We start from the raw sequence: 20,617 nt of genomic DNA on the forward strand, positions 1-20,617 counted from the left end.
GGTCCGTGGTCGGCGAACCGCCCCCGCCGACCTTCGAGAGGAAAGTTTGGCACGACCGGTGCAACACATTCGGTGCGTACGGCGTTGTCACGACCGTAGGTGTTGGCTGAGGCTGTTCGCCCCGGGCGACCCGACCGCCGCATGACAGCCGCAGGACCAGGGAAGGAACGGCGTGGCCGACGATCCGCACGAGCCGGGCATCGAGGGGCACCCCGACGCGGCAGCCGACCGGTCCCCCGAGGTAGCCGCCGCCCGGCGGCCGGGCACGGGCCGTGGGATCGGCGCCCGCATCGCCCTCGGCACCCTGCGGACGGCGGTCGCGCTGGTGTCGGCCGCGGTGCTGGCGGCGAGCGCGTACGGCTGGATCGAGGAGCACCGGATCAACGCCGGCGCGGCCATCACGGACGTGATCGACACGCCGCCGCCCGGGCACCGCCAACTGGACGGCTCGATGGACATCCTGCTGGTCGGGCTGGACAGCCGCACCGACGCGCAGGGGCGCCCGCTGCCGCAGGACGTACTGGACCAGTTGCACGCCGGCGACGACACCGGCGAACTGAACACCGACACCATGATCCTGGTACACATCCCGCAGGACGGCAGGCGCGCGGTGGCGATCTCCTTCCCGCGCGACTCCTACGTGCAGATCGCCGGGGGCTTCGGCAGGCACAAGCTCAACTCCGCCTACGCGCGCGCCAAGATGGAGACCGCCCGCATCCTGCGGAACCACGGCGTCACCGACCCGGCACGGATCGAGCAGGAGTCGACGGTGGCCGGCCGGAAGAACCTGATCAGGACGATCGAGGACCTGACGGGCGGCGCCGTGCACATCGACCGCTACGCCGAGGTGAACCTGGCCAGCTTCTACGAGGTGAGCAAGGTACTCGGCGGCGTGGAGGTGTGCCTGCGCGCACCGACGCACGACGACATGTCCGGGGCCAGCTTCCCGGCCGGCCGGCAGACCGTGTCGGGCGCCCAGGCGCTGTCCTTCGTCCGCCAGCGGCACGGCCTGCCCGGCGGCGACCTGGACCGGATCGTGCGGCAGCAGGTGTTCATCGGCGCGATGGTCCGCAAGGTGCTGGCCGGCGGGATGCTCGCCGACCCCGGGAAGCTGAGCGACCTGGTCGGCGCGGTACAGCGCTCCGTGGTACTCAGCCAGGGCTGGGACCTGACCAGCTTCGCCGAGCAGATGCAGGACCTGGCCGGCGGCAAGATGCAGTTTCGCACCATCCCGGTGGTCGGTGAGACGACCGTCGCCAGCGACGGCGACGTGCTGCTGGTCAACCCGCAACAGGTGCGCGCCTTTGTCACTGGGATGGCCGCGGAGGCGGCGCCGGCTGCCACCCGGCCGGCGGATCCCACCACGACCGGGCCGCGACCCCGCGCCCGGGGCGCCGACGACGACCCCGAGGAGTACGCGCCGCCGTCCACCCGCACCGCGCCCACGGTGTCCCCGCCGCCCCCGCTGACCACCACCGGCCGGACCGCGCCGAGCAGCGCCGCGACGCTGCCCACGGCGACGTCCTCCCTGGACGAGACGATCAGCAGCGACGACGTGCCCTGCGTGAACTAGGCGGGCGGAACGGCTCCGCTCGCACGTGCCGGCGCCCGGCCGCCCTGGCTAGCCTTGAAGCGCGACGCCGAGGGGGGATCTCGGCGGATTTTCGGGGAGGGAGGCCGCCGTGGACGACGGGCCCGCACCAGGCGAGCAGCAGGCCGTAGAGGCGGACCAGCCGGACCCTCCGCCGGCGCGGGGGCGCGTGCGGGCGGCCGCACTGGTCACCGGCCGCACCCTGGTCGCCCTACTGTCCGCGGCCGCGCTGGCCGGCGCCGGGCTGGCCTGGGCCACCCTGGACCGCACGCGGCAGCCCGCGAACACCACGAACGTGCTCTCCGACCTGGCCACCGCGCCGAACTCGCCGCCCACCGACGACGGCGCCACGGACATCCTGCTCATCGGCAGCGACAGCCGCACTGATCTGGCCGGCAACCCGCTGCCCGTCAGCGTGCTCAAGCAGTTGCGCACCGAGGCGGACAGCGGCCTCAACACCGACACGATCATCCTGCTGCGCGTCCCCCGGAGCGGTGGCCGCACCCATGCGATTTCCATCCCGCGGGACACCTTCGTGCCGATCCCCGGCTACCGGGAAGACAAGATCAACGCTGCGTACGGGATGGCGAAGCTCCAGGCCGAGCAGCAACTCCGCGCCCAGGGCGTCACCGACCCGGCGCGTATCGCCAGGGAGTCCGACCAGGCGGGCCGGCGGGCGCTGGTGCAGACCGTGCAGGACCTCACCGGGCTGCGGGTGGACCACTACGCCGAGGTCGGCCTGTACGGGTTCTACCTGCTCAGTGAGGCGCTGGGCGGGGTGGACGTGTGCCTGAGGCACGCCACCACCGACCCCGAATCGGGAGCGAACTTCCGGGCCGGCGTGCAGCAGATCAGCGGCGCCGATGCGCTGTCCTTCGTCCGCCAGCGGGTGAACCTGCCGCGCGGCGACCTCGACCGGATCGTGCGCCAGCAGGCGTTCCTCGGCTCCGCCGTGCGCAAGCTGTTCTCCGGCGGGGTGCTCGCCGACCCGGGAAAGCTGGGCGACCTGATGGACGCGGTGAAGCGTTCCGTGGTGGTGGACGCCGGCTGGAACGTGGTGAGCCTACTCGGCCAGGTGCAGAGCCTGGCCTCCGGCAAAGTCGACTTCGTCACCATCCCGGTGACCAACACCAACGCCCGCAACGACCGCGGGCAGAGCATCGTCACGGTGGACCGCGACCAGGTGCGCGCCTTCGTCGCCGGCCTGGTCGGCAGCGCGCCCGCCCCGGCGGCTCCGGCCGCCCCACCGGCGCCGGCGAGCCCGGCCGCCCCGCCAACTCCGCCCGTCCCGGGGAGTCCGGGTAATCCGCCGGGCGGCGGGCAGCGCGTCGCCGGTTCCCCACCGCTGCGGCTGGACGGCGGCGTGCCGGACCGGCCGCAACCGCGGCCGGCGAACGCGGCGGCCGCCGACGTTCCGTGCGTCGACTGACCGTAAGGTCGTCCCCGCGTGCCATCTCCGAGCGGGGAGAACGATGACGGTCACCGAGAAGCTGTTCCTGCCACTGGTCACCGCCGACCCCGGCCGGCCACTGATCACGCACTACGACGACGCCCTGGGCAGCCGGGTTGAGCTGTCCGGGGCGACGCTGGCGAACTGGGCCGCGAAGACCGCGAACTGGCTGCGCGACGAGCACGACGTCGAGCCCGGGACCGCGGTCGCGGTGCGGCTGCCCGCGCACTGGCAGACCGCGGGCGTGCTGCTCGGCGCGTGGTGGTGCGGCGCCCACGTTGTCGACGACCAGGCGGGCGCCGCGGTCGCCTTCGTCACTCCGGACACGGCGGCGGCCGACGCCGACCTGGTGGCCGTGGTGTCGCTGGACCCGATGGGCCGCGGGCTGGACCACGAGCCGGCCGGCGGCGCGATCGACTACCTGGTCGACGTGCGGGCGCATCCGGACGACTTCGTCGCGCTGGATCCGGTGCCCGGCGAAACACCCGCCCTGCTCGGGTCCACTGTGGACGACGTGGTGGCCAGGGCGGCGGACCGCGCGGCCGCGCTGGGCATCACGGCCGGCGCCCGCGTGATGTCCACTCTGGACTGGTCGCTGCCGGACGGCGTGCTGGACGGCCTGCTCGCCGTGCTCGCCGGGCGCGCCTCGCTGGTGCAGTGCGGCAACGCGGACCCGGCCGCCCTGCCGGCCCGCCGGTCCACCGAGCGGACCACCGTGGACCTCGGCGGACCGGCAACCGGAACGTCGTGAGACGGGTGACCGTTCCGGCGCATCAGCGCAGGTTGATCAGGATGACCCCGCCGACCACCACCGCGCTGGCGAGTGCCCGACCCCGGCCGAGCCGCTCGTGGAAGGCGACCGCACCGATCAGCGCGCCGAAGATGATGCTGGTCTCGCGCAGCGCGGCGATCGGCGCCAGCGCGCCGCGGGCCTGCGCCCACAGCACCAGGCCGTAGGCGGCAAGCGACACCACGCCGCCGATCAGCCCGGTGACCAGCGAAGGGCGAAGCCCCACGGGCAGCGCCCGGCCCCGCACGGCCAGCGCGAGCAGCGGCACCGCCGGCCCCTGCAGCAGGAACAGCCAGCCGGCGTAGCTCGCCACCCCGGTCCGGTGCACCCCGACGCCGTCGATCACCGTGTAGGTGGCGATGAGCAGCCCCGTGCCGAATGCCGCCCCGAGCGCGGGCAGGTCGGCCCGCTTCGGCCGGCCGCCCAGCACGACCAGGCTGATCAGCCCGGCGGAGACCACCAGCACGCCGATCAGTTCGGGTAGCGGCATGCGCTGCCCCAGCACGGTGATCGACACGACGGCGACCACCCACGGCGAGGTGCCCCGCGCCAGCGGGTACGCCTGGCTGAACTGGCCGAGTTGGTAGCTGCGCATCAGCGCGAGTTGGTAGAGCACGTGCACCGCGGCCGACGCCAGCAGGTATGGCCAGGCCGCCACCGCGGGTGCGCCGGTGACCACCACGACCACCGCGGAAACGCCCGTGTACGCCAGACCGATCAGGGTGAACCCGACCAGCCGATCGCCGGCCCCGTGCGCGATCGCGTTCCACGCGGCATGCAGCACCGCCGCGCCGAGCACGGCCAGCATGATCGTCGGCGACATCCCTGGGGCTCCTCGCCGTCCGGGCCCGCCGTACGCGGGCGCGTCGTACCGGAGCCCTCAGGGCTTTTGTCCCGTCAGGTGTCGGCGCGTGCGGCCGGCCGCCGCACCGCCGTGGCGCCGCTCGGTCCAGCCCTCGCGGTCCTGGTTGTCCGGATCCTCATGGCGGACCGCGAGCGGAACCCTAGGCGCAACCACGTGCTGCGCCGGATGTTACTGGCGTCGTCAACCGGGTCCGTCCGTGGACGTAGCGACGGGATACGCCGGGGAACGGATGGCGCGGCTGACGGTCCGCGTCCTGGACCGCGCCGACCCGCTCCACGCCCCCGGACTGCTCCGGCTGGTCGCCTTCATGCTCTTCGTCCTCGCCAGCGCACCGTGGTTACTCCACGCAGTCCGCGGGCGCCCGAAGCGCGAGGCGTCCTCCCTGGGCACGGCTACACTGGATCGGTGATCATGTGGCAACGGCTGCGGCGCCGCACCGTCCTGTCCGGGGGCCTGGTGGGTCTGGGCGCCGCGCTGGCCGGTTGCGCGTCCGCATCGCCGCCGGGTGGTACGCCGTCGCGGCCGGCGGCACCGTCCTCGCCGGCCAGCGCCGCCGAGGCGGAACTGTCCCGACTGGAAGCCACGTTCGGCGGCCGACTCGGGATATGTGCGGTCGACACGGGGAGCGGTGCCAGCGTGCGCCACCGCGCCGGCGAGCGGTTCCTGATGTGCTCCACCTTCAAGGCTCTGGCCGTGTCGGCGATCCTGCGGCGACGCCAGCAGCAGCCGGGGCTGCTGGACACGGTGATCCGCTACGACCGCTCGCAACTGCTGCCCTATGCGCCGGTCACCTCCCAGCACGTCGCCGAGGGGATGACCGTCTCCGCGCTGTGCCAGGCGGCGATCACCTACAGCGACAACACGGCCGCCAACCTGCTGCTGCAGGTCCTGGGTGGTCCGCCAGCCGTCACCGCGTTCGCCCGAACCCTCGGCGATCAGCTCACTCGTCTTGACCGCACCGAGCCGGACCTCAACGTGACCGCCGCCGGCGATCAGCGGGACACCTCCACACCCGCTCAGATGGCTGCCGACCTGCGTGTCCTCGCGCTGGGCGACGGCCTGGACCCGGCCGGCCGGGACCTCCTCGTCGGCTGGCTGAAGGCCAACACCACCGGCGGCCGGTCGATCCGGGCGGGCCTCCCCGCAGGCTGGCAGGTCGGCGACAAGACCGGCAGTGGCGCGCAGGGCGAGACCAACGACATCGCGGTGGTATGGCCGCCGAACCACGCCCCGCTGGTCATCGCTGTCTACACGGCACCGGCCGATCCGAAGTCCACCGCCGGCTACGCGACCGTGGCTCGGGCGGCCACCATCGTGGCCAACGCCCTCGTGCCGACCGGGTGAGCCAGCGTGCCGGCGATCCGGCAAGGGTCAGTAGTACCCCGTTTCGCCGTCGAGAAGCTCGCGGATGGCGTCCGCGTGGCCGGCGTGGCGCGCGGTCTCCTCGATCATGTGGAGCAGCATCCAGCGCAGCGTCCCGGAGGATGCCTGGTAGTCGGGATGGCGACCGGCCTCGTCCAGCGAATGGCTGGCGATGATCTCGTTGGAGACGGCGCACTGCCGGTCGTACTCGTCGAGCAGCCGTGCGAGCGGCACACCGTCCACCCGCATGTCGGCGTCGCCGTCCTCGAAGATCGGCCCGACGGCGGGCCTGCCCAGGAAGAGCGCCTCGAACCAGAGGAACTCCACCCAGCGCAGGTGCGACACGATCCCGGCCATGGTCATCAGCGGGGACGACGGCAGGACGGCCCGGTGCGCCTCCGACTCGGACAGGCCTTCGCATTTGAAGTGGATGACCGCGCGCTGCAGGTCGAGCCAGCCGAGGAGCTGGGCCCGCTCGTCGGCGTCGAAAGCCGGCCGAATCCGAGGTGGAGGCATGGAGCGACGCTAGACCGGTCCGCGCCGCCCCACACCGCATTTTCGCGGACCCGCCACCCGTACTGCCGAGGAACCGCGACGCTACGCCATTCGGCCGATATCCGACCTGCCGGGGATGCATTTCCTTCCCACGCCGGTGAGGAACGCCACGCGAGTCGCGGTACGGATGCCGTCGGTTCTCGCCGGATTTCTACGGTGTCATCTTGGTTGCCCACATTGCGGCCTGATCAGTCTTCTTGACAGGTGCTTGGTCGTGGTCAACACTCCCACAGCCGGTAATGTAAGTGATCTGAAAGACCAGAATGGACTAGTCCAATCTGGACGGTAACCCACGGCCGGAGGACGCGCTGTGCGAGGCGGAGTGGAACCACCGTGGCGCTGGCACCAGAACTCTCGACGCGGCCGCGTCCTTCGACTGCGGGGATGGCGGTTGCCGCGGTTAAAACGGTGGGTATACGCGTTAACCGCATTCGTGGTGGTCGCCGTGGCCACGGCCCTCGTCGCCGTCGTTGAGCACGAGGGCGCCCGGAACCCGTCCGCGCCGAATGTCACCCTGGGGAACCGCTCGGACATCGGCGCGCGGCTGCCCGACAGCTGGTACGGGGCCGCGCCCTACGCGATGCCGCTGCGCAGCGACCCACCCGACCTTCCGCGCCTCATGGCGGCGACCGGGCAGCAGTCGTTCACGCTGGCCGTCGTGCGCGCACCCGACGACGGTGGTTGCCGTCCCGCCTGGGACGGGGACAAGCCGGTAGCCGCGGACACCACGGTCGGCAAGGTGATCACGGCTGTGCGGGCCGCCGGCGGGGACGTCTCGGTGTCCTTCGGTGGCTACGGCGGCACGAAGCTGGGCCAGGTCTGCGGCAGCGCCCAGGCCACCGCGGACGCCTACCAGCAGGTGATCGACCGCTACCGGCTGAAGGCGGTCGACTTCGATCTCGAACCGCCCGGCTACGGCAGCCCGGACGCGGTCGCCAACGAGTTGGCCGCCGCGCGGATCCTGCAGGAGCACAACCCCGGGCTGTACGTCTCGGTCACCACGGCCGGCAGCGCGGCGGGCACCGGCCCGTTCGGCCAGCAGATGCTCAACCAGGCCAAGCGGGTCGGGTTCGCCCCGAACAACTACGCCATCACGCCGTTCGGCGGTGGCTTCGTCGGGTCCGGCAGCCAGATCAGTGCACTGGAGGCGTTCCACGGCATCCTGATGAACACCTTCGGCTGGGACAGCGCCACCGCATACGCCCGGGAAGGCTTCGCCGGCATCAACGGCACCTCTGACGCCGGCGAGGTGTTCACCCAGGCTGACTTCCAGGCCGTGCTCGACTACGCCATCGGCCACAAGCTGAGCCGCTACACGTTCTTCACGGTCAACCGCGACCGACCGTGCGCCTCGCCAACCGACAACGGCGTGTGCAGCAACATCCCCCAGCGCCCAGGGGACTTCACCACCCTCACCACACGGTTCGGCAACGCGACGGCGCCCACAGCCTCGGTGACGAGTGCGGCCACCGCGCCACCCCCACCGACGGCCGCGATGATCCCGACGACCACCACGACGACCACCAGAAGCACCACGACGGGGGTCGCCGTGGCCCCGCCGGTGCGGTATTTCGCGGTGGCCGGGCCGGGATGTTCCAACAACTCGACCGGAATCAGGCCGGTGGGGTATTACACCGATCGCAACACCGGCTGGGTGACGAACACGGGCGGCTTCGTGGGCTCCGGATGCGACGGGCACTACCTGTCCGTACCCATGTCCGGTGACCGGTACCGGGACGACGAGAACTCGATGTGGTGGTATTTCGACACGCGTCCGGTCCTGGGTGGGAGTTGCCGGGTGTCCGTCTATGTTCCCGACGACGGCGACATCCAGAACGTCGGCGGCCACCCCACCTTCTACACCGTGTACAGCAACGATGGGAGCAGCGGCCAGACCGGTCAGTTCACCATTGACCAGGTGTACAACCGCGGAAATTGGGTCGACGCCGGCTCCTTTCCGGTCAACGGCCGTGGCATCTCGATCGAACTACACACCCGTGGCCAGGACTGGGTGGGAGATCAGCGCACCAACGCCCACCATGCCGCCGCCCAGATCAGCGCCACATGCACGTAGCGACCACGCGGTCCGGCGCCCGAGAAGGTTGTTCCATCCCCGACTCCTGACGGCCGTGGTTGTCCGCTTGATCAACTCGTGAAACCCGCCAGATGTTCACGCGTAAGTACAGACATGGACGAGACACGGCACGACCAGATCGATGGAGCCCAAGCGGCGTCGGCGACGAGGCGACCGTCGGTAGCCGTGGGTCTTGCTGTCAGCGTGGGCGGGGCGGTCCTGGTAGTCGGTGGCATCTGGGCCGCCACGCTGCTACCGATGGACGGCCAGGCCGTCACCGCGGCGAGCAACACCGCACCGACCACGGTGAAGCAGGACGTCATGACCGTCAGGCCGCCGACGACCCAGCCATCCCAGACCCAGCCATCGCAGGCCGCGCCACCGCGCACCGGCACCGCCGCGCCGACCGTCCTGCCGAGCACCGCACTGGGCTCGGCGCCGCCGACCACGGTGCAGCCGGGCGGGCACCGCCCGCCCATGTTCGCGCCGCCGCCCTGGTCGCCGCCGCCGCGGTACTCGCCGTCCCCGACCACGACCGCCGGGACGGCGACGTCCGGAAAATGCGATGGATACGGAGACGAGAAGGGGAACGGTAAGGGTTGGGGCTGGGGCAACTGCGGAGACTAGCCTGGCGACACGGATCCCCGCCCCGGGCCCAGCTCGTTGATCTAGCCCTTGAGCAGGGAGCGGGCCATGACCATGCGCTGGATCTGGTTGGTGCCCTCGTAGATCTGGGTGATCTTGGCGTCGCGCATCATGCGCTCGACCGGGAAGTCGCGGGTGTAGCCGGCGCCGCCGAACAGTTGGACGGCGTCGGTGGTGACCTCCATGGCCACGTCGGAGGCATAGCATTTGGCGGCGCTGGAGATGAAGCCGAGGTTCGGCTCGCCGCGCTCGGCGCGGGCCGCGGCCACGTAGACCATGTGCCGCGCCGCCTCGATCTTCATCGCCATGTCGGCGAGCATGAACTGCACGCCCTGGAAGTCGGCGACGGCCCTGCCGAACTGCTTGCGCTCCTTGACGTAGGCGACCGCCGCGTCCAGCGCGCCCTGGGCGATGCCGACCGCCTGAGCGCCGATGGTCGGCCGGGTGTGGTCGAGGGTGCGCAGCGCGGTCTTCAACCCGGTGCCCGGCTCGCCGATGATCCGGTCGGCCGGGATGGCGCAGTCGGTGAAGTAGATCTCGCAGGTGGGCGAGCCCTTGATGCCGAGCTTGCGCTCCTTGGGGCCGACCTCGAAGCCGGGGTCGTCCTTGTGCACCACGAACGCGGAGATGCCGTCGACCGGCTTGGCGGCGTCCGGGTCGGTGACCGCCATCACGGTGTACCAAGCGGACTCGCCAGCATTGGTGATCCAGCACTTGGTGCCGTTGAGGACCCAGTGATCGCCGTCGAGCCGGGCGCGGGTGCGCATCGACGCGGTGTCGGAACCGGCCTCCCGCTCGGACAGCGCGTAGGAGCACATCGCCTCGCCGGCCGCGATCGACGGCAGCACCTGCTTCTTCAGCTGGTCGGACGCGGACAGCAGGATCGGCACGGTGCCCAGCTTGTTCACCGCGGGGATCAGCGAGGAGTTGGCGCAGACCCGGGCGACCTCCTCGATCACGATGCAGGTGGAGATCGCGTCCGCGCCCTCGCCGCCGTACTCCTCGGGAATGTGCGTGGCGTGGAACCCGGCCTTGACCAGCGCTTCGCGTGCCTCGACGGGGTAGCGCTCATGCTCGTCGACGTCCGCGGCGTGCGGCGCGATCTCGTTCTCCGCCAGGGAGCGGACCGCCTCGCGCAGCGCCTCGTGCTCCTCGGCGAGCTGGTACGTGCCGAAGCTCGGGTCCACCGTGATCCCTCCCGTTACTGCTGAGTACGCGAGAGGATGTTAGCGTGCGTTCACGTCTCGGTGGGTGTGCCTTCCGTCGCACCTCGGCCGAGTGGGTGCCCACCATCGGCGGGCCGGCAGGCGGAGCAGGCGTCAGGACCCGGCCAGGCGCTCGCGGAGCGCCGCGTCCTTGTCCAGCACCAGCCGCTCCAGGTCGGCCTGGAACGCGGCGATCCGCTCGCGCAGGCCGGCGTCCGACGCGGCGAGGATGCGCACGGCGAGCAGGCCGGCATTGCGGGCGCCGCCCACGGAGACGGTGGCCACCGGGATCCCGGCCGGCATCTGCACGATGGACAGCAGCGAATCCATGCCGTCCAGGTGCGCAAGCGGCACCGGCACGCCGATCACCGGCAGCACGGTGGCGGAGGCGACCATGCCGGGCAGGTGCGCGGCCCCGCCGGCGCCGGCGATGATCACTCGCAGGCCACGGCCGAGGGCATTGCGGGCGTAGTCCAGCATCCGCTGCGGTGTGCGGTGCGCGGAGACCACGCTGACCTCGTGCGGCACGTCGAACTCGGCCAGCGCCGTGGCGGCCGCCTCCATCACCGGCCAGTCCGAGTCGCTGCCCATGATCACGCCGACCACCGGCGCGCGGCTCTCCATCAGGTACCTCCGTGGATGTCCCAGCCGTCTGGCCATTCCGCGTGGGACAGCCAGTGCGCGGCGAGCCGTGCCCGCCGGCGCACCTCGGCCATCCGCTCGCCCAGCACGGTCACGTGGCCGATCTTGCGGCCCGGGCGCTCCGCCTTGCCGTACAGGTGCACGTGCGCGTCGGGGAACCGGGCGAACAGGTGGTGCAGCCGCTCGTCCGGGCCCATCTTCGGGGCGGCCGGTGCGCCCAGCACGTTGGCCATCACCACGGCCGGGGCCAGCGGGTCGGTGGCGCCCAGCGGGTAGTCCAGCACGGCCCGCAGGTGCTGCTCGAACTGGGAGGTGCGGGCGCCCTCGATCGTCCAGTGGCCGGAGTTGTGCGGCCGCATGGCCAGCTCGTTGACCACCAGGCCGTCCCGGCCATCGAACAGCTCCACCGCCAGCACCCCGACCACGCCCAGTTCCTCGGCGATGCGCAGCGCCATCTCCTGGGCGTACGCGGCCGACTCGGCCGGCACGTCGGGCGCGGGGGCCAGGACCTCGACGCAGATGCCGTCCTCCTGCACGGTCTGCACCAGCGGCCAGGCCCCGCCCTGCCCGAACGGCGAGCGGGCGACCAGCGCGGCCAGCTCGCGCCGCATCGGCACGCACTGCTCGGCGATCAGTCGGGTGCCGGACTCGAGCAGTTCCGGCACCGTGCGGTGGACACTCTCCGGGGTGTTCAGCATCCACACCCCGCGCCCGTCGTAGCCGCCGCTGATCGCCTTGAGCACGCACGGCCAGCCGTGCGCGACGCCGAACTTCAGCACCTCGTCGACCGAGGCGACCGGCGCGAACGGCGGCACGGGCAGACCCAGGTCGGCCAGCCGCTCCCGCATGGCCAGCTTGTCCTGGGCGTAGCGCAGCGCGTCCGGACCAGGATGGACCCGCACCCCCTCGGCGACCAGTGCACGCAGGTGCTCGTTGGGCACGTGCTCGTGGTCGAAGGTGAGCACGTCGCAGCCGGCCGCGAAGGAGCGCAGGGCCTCCAGATCGGTGTGGTGGCCGACCACCACGTCGCCGCTGACCAGGGCCGCCGGGTCGGTTTCGGACACCGCGAGCACGCGCAGGGACTGGCCGAGCGGGATCGCCGCCTGGTGCGTCATCCGGGCGAGCTGACCGCCACCGACCATGCCGACGACGGGGAAGCCAGTGCGTGGGTCCACGGGAACCGCAGCCTAAACGAGCCGGTCAGCCCGACTTTCAGTGCCTGTCTGAGAACGCGCGCCGCGATCGTGCCGCCGAGGCTCGCAGGGACCGGGCACGTCCCTGTTTGTCCTGGTGGCTCGCCCCCCACGATCGCAGGGGCTTCGCCCTGGCGCGTTCCGCAAATCAGCATCGCAGGTCAGTCCAGTTTCCGGAACAGGCTGTCGGCGGCCACCGCTCGCTCACACGGGGCCGCGGGCGCGCTTCGCCGGGCCGGGGCCGGTGGGCTCGGCGACACTGGGCACGGAAGGTTCCGGGCACGGCGCTGGGGGGAGAGTTCGGCGCTCGGGCTTCCCTCCGCCTCGCCTGCCGCGGATACCCGCGCGGCCGGGGGGCCGCGCGGTCGCGTGCGCACGCGCGGAAGGGGGAGGAGCCACGTGTCGACCGTTGCCACCGAGGTGTCGGGCCTCAGCGATCCGGAGCTGATCGCTTCGGTCCGCGGCGGTTACGCCGACGCGTACCGCGCGCTCTACCAGCGGCACGTGGCCGCCGCCGGCAAGCTGGCCCGGCAGCTCGCCGGCTCCGCCGAGGAGGCCGAGGACCTGGTGGCCGAGGCGTTCGCCCGGGTGCTGAACGCGCTGCGCGCCGGTCGGGGGCCGGACGCGGCGTTCCGCGCGTACCTGCTCACCGCGCTGCGCCACGTGGCCTACGACAAGGCCCGCCGCGACCGCCGGATGTCGCTGGCAGCGGACGTCGCCGCGGTGGCCGGCGCGGGCGCGACCAGCGTGCCGTTCCAGGACACCGCCCTGGCCCACCTGGAGCGCTCGCTCGCCGCCCGCGCCTTCGCCCGGCTGCCCGAGCGGTGGCAGGCGGTGCTGTGGCACACCGAGATCGAGGGCCAGCTTCCGGCCGAGGTGGCGCCGCTGCTGGGCCTCACCCAGAACGGGGTGTCCGCACTCGCGCACCGGGCCAGGGAGGGGCTGCGCCAGGCGTACCTGCAGGCACACCTGGCGCAGGCACCGACGGAACGGTGCCGGCTCGTCGTCAACCGGCTGGGCGCCTGGACCCGCAGCGGGCTGTCCCGGCGGGAGGCCGCGCAGGTGGAGCAGCACCTGGATGGCTGCGCGGCGTGCCGGTCGATGGCCGACGAACTGGCCGACGTCAACGGCACCCTGCGGGCCGTGGTGGCGCCACTGGTGCTCGGCTCGGCGGCGGCCGGCTACCTGGCGCCCATCCCGCCCGCCGGGCCGCCACCGGCGACGGGATCGGCGGCCCCCGCTCCGGCGCCGGACTCGCTGGTCCGGCACCTGCTGCGGCTGATCACCTGGCTCGCCGCGATGGCCACGGCCACCACGGTGGGGTTGACCTCGGACGCGAACCGGAACGTCGCCCCGCTGGCCTGGGACACTCCGCCGGCCGGGCTCAACCCGGCGCCGGCCCAGCGGGCGCCCGGGGAGCGAGCGCCGGCCGAGCACTCCCGGCCGAACGGACCGGTGCCGCCGGCCGCGGACCGGTCCGGACCGGTGGGATCTTCGGCCGGACGGGTGACACCCGGCGGTGAGTTATCTCCCCGGAGTGACCGGGTCGGCCGGCGGGGGTTAGCCCGACCTCCGTAGACTACGTCGGTGCCCCCTCTCGACACCGCGCTCGCGCGCGTCCCCGAGCCCGTGCGTTCGCTGATCGTGAAGCATCAGGAGTTGCTGAAGTTCGCCGTGGTCGGTGGCACCACATTCGTGATCGACAACGGTGTCTGGTGGGCGCTGAAGACCACCGTGCTGGACAGCAAGCCGGTGACCGCGAAAGCGATCGGCGTGCTGGTCGCCACCATCGCCTCCTACGTGCTCAGCCGCGAGTGGTCCTTCCGCACCCGCGGCGGCCGGGAACGCGCCCACGAGGCCGCGCTGTTCTTCCTGATCAGCGGCATCGGCGTGGGAATCAACCTGGTCCCGGTGTGGATCTCCCGGTACGTGCTGCACCTGCAGGTGCCCACGGTCGGCTGGTACGTCCAGGAGATCGCCGACTTCGTCAGCGGGTCGATGCTCGGCATGCTGCTGGCCATGGTGTTCCGGTTCTGGGCGTTCCGGAAGTGGGTCTTCCCGCAGGAGAACGCCCGGCCGCGGCGCGCCGCCACCGTGCTCCGTGCGGTGCGCAGCAACTCCGACAACGACTCGGAACGGGTGGCCTGAACTCCCGGCAACCCACGCTCACCTGGCGTTTCCGCGAGCGTTCCTAGAATGCGGGCGTGGTCGGGGTGGAGACGGTGCTGGGCCGGATGCCCGAGGGCGTCCGGGCGCTGGCCCTCCGGCACGGCGAGTTGCTCAAGTTCGTCGTGGTGGGCGGCACCTGCTTCGTCATCGACACCGCGATCTTCGTCCTGCTCAAGACCACGGTGCTGGCCCCCAAGCCGGTCACCGCGAAGGTCGTCGCCACGCTGGTGGCCACGATCGTGTCCTACGTGCTCAACCGGGAGTGGTCGTTCCGCACCCGCGGCGGCCGGGAACGCGCCCACGAGGCGGCACTGTTCTTCCTGATCAGCGCGATCGGTGTGGTGCTGAACTCGGCGCCGCTGTGGACCTCCCGGTACGTGCTGCACCTGCAGGTGCCGCTGGTGTCCCGGCTGGTCCAGGAGGTCGCCGACTTCACCAGCGCGCAACTCGTCGGCACCCTGCTGGCCATGGGATTCCGCTGGTGGGGCTTCCGGAAGTGGGTCTTTCCCCGCGCCGGCGGGCGCACCGCGCGGATTCGGCTCGTCCCCGACCCTCCGGAGGACGAGGGTTAGCGGGCTTAGCGGGGCCCGGTCTCCGTCCGCCACGGGATGCCGAGCACCGCATCCGCCCGGGGCACCGGCAGGAACACGGTGAACGTGGCCGGTTTCTTGGTGGACAGCTCCAGCCGGCCGCCGTCCGCGTCCACCAGGGCGCGGGCCAGGGCCAGGCCGACGCCGGTGGAACCGCCGCCGGACACGCCCCGCTCGAAGATGTGCCCGGCCAACTCGTCCGGCACGCCCGGGCCGTTGTCGCTGACCTCGATCACCACGGTGCCGTCGCCGTGCCGAGCCGCCAGACTCACCGTGCCGGCGCCGTGCCGCAGCGCGTTGTCCAGCAGCACGCCGATCGCCTCGCGCAGCCGGGCGGGGGTGACCCTGGCCAGCAGCCCGCCGGCCACCCTGCTGCGCAGCGTGCGGCCCTCGGCGCGGAGCAGTTCCCGCCACTCGTCGGCGATCCGGCCCAGCTCGCCGGACAGGTCGATGGGTTCGGCGCGCACCGCGCGGGCGGCGCGGGCCGCGGCGAGCAACTCGTCCAGCACCGCGGACAGCCGGTCGGCCTGCTCCAGCGCGGCGCGGGCCTCCTCCGCGGTCTCCGCGTCGGGGTGCTCGGCAAGCGCCTCCAGCCGCAACTGCAGCGCGGTCAGCCGGCTGCGGAGCTGATGCGAGACGTCGCCGACCAGCTCCCGCTCCCGCTGCACCAGCTCCGCCAGCGCCTTGGCCGAGGTGTCCAGCGCCTCGGCCACCTGGTCCAGTTCCTGGACGCCGTGCCGGCGCCGGTCCGGGCGGAAGTCGCCGGCGCCCAGCCGGGCGGCCCGGCCGGCGACGTGCCGCAGCGGCTCGGCGAGCCGCCGGGCGGTGACCGTGGCCACCACCGTCCCGGTGCCCACCGAGAGCACCACGAGCAGCAGCACGAACGCGGCGACCTGGGCCTGCTGGGTGCGCAGCGGCTCGGCGGGGATGGCGAGGGTCACCGTGCCCTGGTGCACGATCGGCACCTCTTCGCTGATCACGTTGTCCCCCGGCGGCCGGCCGTAGGTCATCCGGCCGGCGGTGGGCGAGGTGACGGTGAGCGCGCCGTTGGGGGGTACCGCGAGCTGCACGCTGGTCAGGTCGAGCTGCCGGCCGGCGGCGATCTGGTCGTCCAGGGTAGCCGCGATCTGCTGCGCGCGGGCGGCCAACTCGGTGCGGGTGATGTCCTCGACGAGCAGCAGCGCGGTGTAGCCGAGCGGGATGCCCAGCGCGAATCCGGTGACCGCGACGGCCAGCAGGATGGCGTGCAGGATCCGCCGGCGCACCGACTCAGCGCCTCTTCCCGAACGCGCGCCGCGATCGCGTCGCCGGGGCGCTGACGTGGCCCGACATGCTCGCGTCCGGCTTGCCTCGGCGCCTTCCCATGCTCGTCATCGCAGGTCGCTCACGATCAGGGGCAACTGTCAGTCCGCGTTGAAACGGAAGCCGACCCCGCGAACCGTGGCGATCCGCCGTTCCGCCGACTTCGGCGTGCCGTTGCCGAGCTTGCGGCGCAGCCAGGACATGTGCATGTCCAGCGTCTTGCTGCTCTTCAGCTCCGGGCCGTTCCACACCTCGGAGAGGATCTCCTCCCTGGTCACCACCTGACCGGCATGCTGCAGCAGCACCCGCAGCAGCTCGAACTCCTTGTTGGCCAGCTGTACCTCGCGCCCGTCGACGGTGACCCGCCGCGCGGCCAGGTCCATCCGCACGCCGTTGACCTCGAACGTCTCCGGCGCGCGCCGGCGCAGCAACGCCCTGATCCGGGCGAGCAGCTCGGCGAGCCGGAACGGCTTGGCCACGTAGTCGTCGGCGCCCGCGTCCAGCCCGACGACGAAGTCCACCTCGTCCGCCCGCGCGGTGAGCATCAGCACCGGGATGCCCCGGCCGTCGCCGCGCAGCCGGCGGCACACTTCCAGGCCGTCCATGCCGGGCAGGCCCAGGTCCAGGACGAGCAGGTCCGCCCGCCCCCCGGTGGCGGCCCGCAACGCACTCGGCCCGTCCTCGACCACGTGCACCGCGTACCCCTCACGCTGCAACGCGCGGGAGAGCGGATCTGCGATCGCGGGATCGTCCTCGGCCAGCAGCACCACACTCACGGCCAACAGACTAGGCGTGGCAGCATCCAGCCTGTGTCAATCTTCAGCCGGGATCTCGAACTCGCGACCCAGCTCGCGGCCACCGCGGACGCCATCACGCTGGCCCGGTTCCGCGCCCGTGACCTGCGGGTGGACCGCAAACCGGACCGGACCCCGGTGACCGACGCGGACGTCGCGGTGGAGGACGCGATCCGGGAGGTGCTCGCCGCGGAACGCCCCGAGGACACCGTGGCCGGCGAGGAGCGTGGCGGGGTCGCCGGCGAGGGCCGCACCTGGCTGATCGACCCGATCGACGGCACGAAGAACTTCCTGCGCGGCGTCCCGGCCTGGGCCACGCTGATCGCGCTGCTGGTCGGCGGCCGCCCGGTGGTGGGCATGGTCAGCGCCCCCGCGCTGGGCCGTCGCTGGTGGGCGGCGGCGGGCCAGGGCGCGTGGACCACCTCGGGTGACGCGGATCCGTGGCAGATCGGCGTGTCCGGGGTGTCCGCGCTCTCCGACGCGTACGTGTCCACCACGCACCTGGGCAGCTGGGTGGAGTATCGGTCCCGGGAGGCGTACCTGGCACTGGTGGACGCCTGCTGGGAGAACCGCGCCTTCGGCGACTTCTGGCAGCACTGCCTGGTCGCCGAGGGGGCCATCGACCTGGCCGCCGAGCCGGTGGTGAACGCATGGGACGTGGCCGCCATCCAGGTGCTGGTGGAGGAGGCCGGGGGCCGGTTCACCGACCTGGACGGGGTCGCCACGCACGCCGGCGGCTCGGCGCTGTCCTCCAACGGGACGCTGCACGACGCCGCGCTGGCGCTGCTCACCTCGCGCGGCTGAGCACCACCGGTCAGCGGGCCTGCTCCGGCAGCAGGCCGACCGCGCCCCTGGCCACCTGGGCCCAGGTCAGCCGGCCGAAGAGGTAGTGGCAGGCGACGTGCTCGCTTTCGAAGCGCGCCCAGTCGTAGCGGTTGCCCTGCTCCCGCCAGAACACCTCCCAGCCGTACTGGCCGTCCTCGCCGGGCGTCTCGTCGCGCACCAGGCACCAGGCGTTGTCCGCCTCGGCTCCCACGCACACCACCTCGGCCGGCACTCCGACGGCCGCCAGCCAGCCGCCGATGGTCTCCGCGTTCATCCGCCCGTCCCCTCGTTCCGCTCCGCCTCGCTGTTCCCGGCGACACCGTCACCGTCCCCGGCGGCGACGCCCTCGCTCTGCCGCGCGGTGACGCCGTCGCCGTCCGCGGCGGTGACGTGCTCGCTGTCCGCGGCGGTGACGTCCGCCAGCCAGCCGAGGGCGACCAGGTCGGCGACCGGGTAGGTGGCCCGGTACCGCTCCCCACCGCCGGGCTGGCCGAACCAGGCCGCGCTGACCGCCCGCCACACCGGCAGCGGCCGCAGCACCCGGTACCGGTGGTATCCCTCGGCGAGGTACTCCGGCGGCAGCGAGCGGCGCCGGAACGGGGTACCGGCCGGCGCCAGCACCCGCCCCTCCGCGGTGCCGAACCGGTCCAGCATGGTGCCCTCGGGCAGCACTACCGGCTCGCCGGCGTCGCTGCCGCCCTCCGGGTAGCACTCCCCCGGCGGCCAGGCGTACTCGGCGCGCCGGCCGTCCCGCCCGGCACGGACCAGGAACCGGCGGTCCCAGTCCCGCTCGTGCTCGCCGCCGAGCGGGTCGTGCCCCTCGGCGAGCGCGGCGACCACCGGGTCGCCCGCCTCGCGGGCCGGCGCCGGCCGGGCCGGTGGCTGGCCGTGCCGTGCCCGCTCCATCGCCTCGGCATCGTCGACCAGCGCGGATTCCGGATGGTCCTGCGGGGGAAAGCGCAGGCCGGCGGCATAGTCGAGTTCCGGAGCGGGCGGGGGCAGTTGCCGGGACGGCCGGCTGGCCGGAACCGGTAGGTGGCCGATCGGGAACATGTGCACCACGAACAGCGCCAGCGACCCGCCGGAGCCATCCTGCCCCCGGCCAGGTCGGGACGGCGGCGCGCCGGTCGGGGACGGCGGCCGGTCGGGACGGTCGGCCGGCGGCCGGTGCGGCACCGTCCGGTCCCGGCTGCCCGGGTCGACCAGCACGTCCGGGGCCACCGCGGTGGCCGGGCGGCTGCCCGCCGGGGCACCGGGCCCCAGCCGCCCGACCGGGCCCGCCGGGGTGCCCGCGCCGGGACCGGCACCGGTCACCGGCCCCGGCCGCATCGCGCCCGGCGCACCCGTACCGGTGGCGGCGCCGGGAGCGCCGCCCGGTCCCGCGGCCACGGCGCCACCCGGCGCGGGCTCGGCGGGACCGAGGACCCCGCCGCCGGCACCGCCGAAGGCGACCGGCGTGCCGGGCTGGGCGGGCCCGCCGGGTACCGGCTGGGCCGCACCGGTCGGTGCGGGTGGCTCCGCCGGCGGCGGTTCCACGGCACCGGCCGAGGACTGATGCACCAGGTTCGCCGCGGAGTCCACCGCGTGCCCCGGGGTGCCGGCCCAGGCACCGCCCGCCGCGTCGCCGGTCGGGCCGAAGCGACCGCCGGCCGGGTATCCGGCGGCGGCCGCGTTTCCTAGCGGGATCGGCCCGGTGCTCTCCGGGTCCACATCGCGCGGGTCGATCGCCTGGTGACCGGGCATTCCGCCGATCACACCCGGCGCGCCGATCCCACCGGTCCCGGCGCCGGGGCCCGGCAGGCCGTCGCCGGGCCGCCCGGCTCCGCCCAGGCCGTACCCGCCGGAGTCGCCGTAGCCGCCGTGCCCCTGGCCGGCACCGAGGTCGACGGTCACCCCGCCCGGCCCGATCCGGCCGGCCACGCCGTCCGGGCCGGCACCGACCTGGACCGGCGTGCCGGCCCCGTGGGCACCGCCGCTGGACGGCCACGCGGAGCCGTGCCCACCGCCGCCGGACGGTCCCGCTCCCGGGCTGGCGTGGACCAGCGGTGGCACGGCGCCCGCGTCGACGCCGCCGTCCTGGCGGACCGCCTGGGTGAGCGCCTGGTGGACGTGCGCCACGTTCGCCGCGGTACCGCGCACCGCGACGTCCAACCCGGCCAGCGCGGTGGGGTGACCCGCGGCGGCCGCCTGGTGCGCGGCGTCGCGGTTCTTCGCCAGGGTGACCAGGTGCCGCACGATCTGCACCTTCGCCGCGCCGACCTGGTCGGCGGCGTGCTCCAGCCGGTCGGCGGCGGCGTGGCAGCCCCGCGCGGCGGTGGGCAGGTGCCCGTCCGGCCCGACGAAGCCGTCCCAGTGCCGGCGGGCGGCGTCGCCGGTGCCGCCGTGCACCGCGTCCAGTGCGTGCCGCGCGCTGCCGTCCGAGTCGCGGGCGAGCGCGTCGATCCGCTCGCCGGCCTCCCGCCAGGCGGCCGCGGCCCGGCGCATGCCGTCCTCGTCGGCCTGCGGCCAGCGCACTCCCGCCCGCGCGGCCACGTCCGCGAGCTCACCCGGCAACTCGATCCCCAT

19 protein-coding genes are annotated in these 20,617 nt (G+C 73.3%); 10 read left to right on the plus strand and 9 right to left on the minus strand.

Features of this window, described 5'->3' with window-relative positions; genetic code table 11:
* Positions 1–172 precede the first annotated feature (172 nt).
* The 3 genes from FFT21_RS14650 (at position 173) to FFT21_RS14660 (ending at position 3,792) form a co-directional block, all read left to right on the plus strand.
* Positions 173–1,573 carry an LCP family protein gene (locus FFT21_RS14650; RefSeq protein WP_225978420.1) on the plus strand — a complete coding sequence of 467 codons (1,401 nt, stop codon included), beginning with the start codon at positions 173–175 and terminating at the stop codon, positions 1,571–1,573.
* 109 nt (positions 1,574–1,682) lie between these two features.
* Positions 1,683–3,020, plus strand: coding sequence for an LCP family protein (locus FFT21_RS14655; protein ID WP_225978421.1), 1,338 nt, complete (start codon positions 1,683–1,685; stop codon positions 3,018–3,020).
* Positions 3,021–3,063: 43 nt separating this feature from the next.
* Positions 3,064–3,792, plus strand: a complete 729-nt coding sequence (locus tag FFT21_RS14660) for a TIGR03089 family protein (protein ID WP_137814409.1) — start codon at positions 3,064–3,066, stop codon at positions 3,790–3,792.
* 22 nt (positions 3,793–3,814) lie between these two features.
* Here the strand turns inward: FFT21_RS14660 and FFT21_RS14665 are convergent, their stop codons facing one another.
* Positions 3,815–4,654, minus strand: coding sequence for an EamA family transporter (locus tag FFT21_RS14665; RefSeq protein ID WP_192909544.1), 840 nt, complete (start codon positions 4,652–4,654; stop codon positions 3,815–3,817).
* A gap of 453 nt (positions 4,655–5,107) precedes the next feature.
* Here FFT21_RS14665 and bla point away from each other — a divergent pair, with 453 nt between their 5' ends.
* Positions 5,108–6,040, plus strand: coding sequence for a class A beta-lactamase (gene bla, locus FFT21_RS14670; protein WP_137814457.1), 933 nt, complete (start codon positions 5,108–5,110; stop codon positions 6,038–6,040).
* A 27-nt stretch (positions 6,041–6,067) separates the two neighbouring features.
* On the opposite strand, the gene FFT21_RS14675 is transcribed toward bla, so the two are convergent.
* Positions 6,068–6,574: a DinB family protein gene (locus tag FFT21_RS14675; protein ID WP_137814410.1), complete on the minus strand. Its 507-nt coding sequence runs from the start codon at positions 6,572–6,574 to the stop codon at positions 6,068–6,070.
* A 484-nt stretch (positions 6,575–7,058) separates the two neighbouring features.
* Here FFT21_RS14675 and FFT21_RS14680 point away from each other — a divergent pair, with 484 nt between their 5' ends.
* Both FFT21_RS14680 and FFT21_RS14685 read left to right on the plus strand, forming a co-directional pair.
* Positions 7,059–8,687: a glycoside hydrolase family 18 protein gene (locus tag FFT21_RS14680; RefSeq protein ID WP_137814411.1), complete on the plus strand. Its 1,629-nt coding sequence runs from the start codon at positions 7,059–7,061 to the stop codon at positions 8,685–8,687.
* A gap of 258 nt (positions 8,688–8,945) precedes the next feature.
* Positions 8,946–9,314 (plus strand): hypothetical protein, encoded by a 369-nt coding sequence (locus tag FFT21_RS14685; protein WP_137814412.1) that lies wholly within the window; start codon positions 8,946–8,948, stop codon positions 9,312–9,314.
* A 41-nt stretch (positions 9,315–9,355) separates the two neighbouring features.
* On the opposite strand, the gene FFT21_RS14690 is transcribed toward FFT21_RS14685, so the two are convergent.
* The 3 genes from FFT21_RS14690 to FFT21_RS14700 form a co-directional block, all read right to left on the minus strand.
* The gene (locus FFT21_RS14690) at positions 9,356–10,519 is read right to left on the minus strand and encodes an acyl-CoA dehydrogenase (protein ID WP_137814413.1); all 1,164 of its coding nucleotides are present in this window, start codon (positions 10,517–10,519) and stop codon (positions 9,356–9,358) included.
* 132 nt (positions 10,520–10,651) lie between these two features.
* Positions 10,652–11,161 carry a 5-(carboxyamino)imidazole ribonucleotide mutase gene (gene purE, locus FFT21_RS14695; protein WP_192909545.1) on the minus strand — a complete coding sequence of 170 codons (510 nt, stop codon included), beginning with the start codon at positions 11,159–11,161 and terminating at the stop codon, positions 10,652–10,654.
* The gene (locus tag FFT21_RS14700) at positions 11,161–12,354 is read right to left on the minus strand and encodes a 5-(carboxyamino)imidazole ribonucleotide synthase (protein ID WP_137814414.1); all 1,194 of its coding nucleotides are present in this window, start codon (positions 12,352–12,354) and stop codon (positions 11,161–11,163) included. Before FFT21_RS14700 ends, purE begins: the two co-directional genes overlap by 1 nt.
* 417 nt (positions 12,355–12,771) lie before the next feature.
* Between FFT21_RS14700 and FFT21_RS14705 the strand changes: the two genes are divergently transcribed.
* From FFT21_RS14705 to FFT21_RS14715, 3 genes are read left to right on the plus strand one after another with little or no spacing between them, the layout of a single operon-like run.
* Entirely contained in the window at positions 12,772–13,950 is a 1,179-nt protein-coding gene (locus tag FFT21_RS14705) for a sigma-70 family RNA polymerase sigma factor (protein ID WP_137814415.1), read from the plus strand.
* Positions 13,951–13,959: 9 nt separating this feature from the next.
* Positions 13,960–14,520 (plus strand): GtrA family protein, encoded by a 561-nt coding sequence (locus FFT21_RS14710; protein WP_137814416.1) that lies wholly within the window; start codon positions 13,960–13,962, stop codon positions 14,518–14,520.
* A 56-nt stretch (positions 14,521–14,576) separates the two neighbouring features.
* Positions 14,577–15,113 (plus strand): GtrA family protein, encoded by a 537-nt coding sequence (locus FFT21_RS14715; RefSeq protein ID WP_137814417.1) that lies wholly within the window; start codon positions 14,577–14,579, stop codon positions 15,111–15,113.
* A gap of 5 nt (positions 15,114–15,118) precedes the next feature.
* Here the strand turns inward: FFT21_RS14715 and FFT21_RS14720 are convergent, their stop codons facing one another.
* Complete coding sequence (locus FFT21_RS14720) at positions 15,119–16,396, minus strand: sensor histidine kinase (RefSeq protein ID WP_137814418.1); 1,278 nt, start codon at positions 16,394–16,396, stop codon at positions 15,119–15,121.
* Positions 16,397–16,534: 138 nt separating this feature from the next.
* Positions 16,535–17,209, minus strand: a complete 675-nt coding sequence (locus tag FFT21_RS14725) for a response regulator transcription factor (protein ID WP_137814419.1) — start codon at positions 17,207–17,209, stop codon at positions 16,535–16,537.
* Positions 17,210–17,242: 33 nt separating this feature from the next.
* On the opposite strand from FFT21_RS14725, the gene hisN reads away from it, so the two are divergent.
* Positions 17,243–18,031 carry a histidinol-phosphatase gene (hisN, locus tag FFT21_RS14730; protein ID WP_137814420.1) on the plus strand — a complete coding sequence of 263 codons (789 nt, stop codon included), beginning with the start codon at positions 17,243–17,245 and terminating at the stop codon, positions 18,029–18,031.
* Positions 18,032–18,041: 10 nt separating this feature from the next.
* Here the strand turns inward: hisN and FFT21_RS14735 are convergent, their stop codons facing one another.
* Both FFT21_RS14735 and FFT21_RS14740 read right to left on the minus strand, forming a co-directional pair.
* Positions 18,042–18,326: a hypothetical protein gene (locus FFT21_RS14735; protein WP_137814421.1), complete on the minus strand. Its 285-nt coding sequence runs from the start codon at positions 18,324–18,326 to the stop codon at positions 18,042–18,044.
* Positions 18,323–20,617 (minus strand): TNT domain-containing protein, encoded by a 2,295-nt coding sequence (locus FFT21_RS14740; protein ID WP_137814422.1) that lies wholly within the window; start codon positions 20,615–20,617, stop codon positions 18,323–18,325. Before FFT21_RS14740 ends, FFT21_RS14735 begins: the two co-directional genes overlap by 4 nt.

It is taken from the genome of Gandjariella thermophila (assembly GCF_005405885.1).
In the GTDB taxonomy this organism is placed as follows: Bacteria; Actinomycetota; Actinomycetes; order Mycobacteriales; family Pseudonocardiaceae; genus Gandjariella; species Gandjariella thermophila.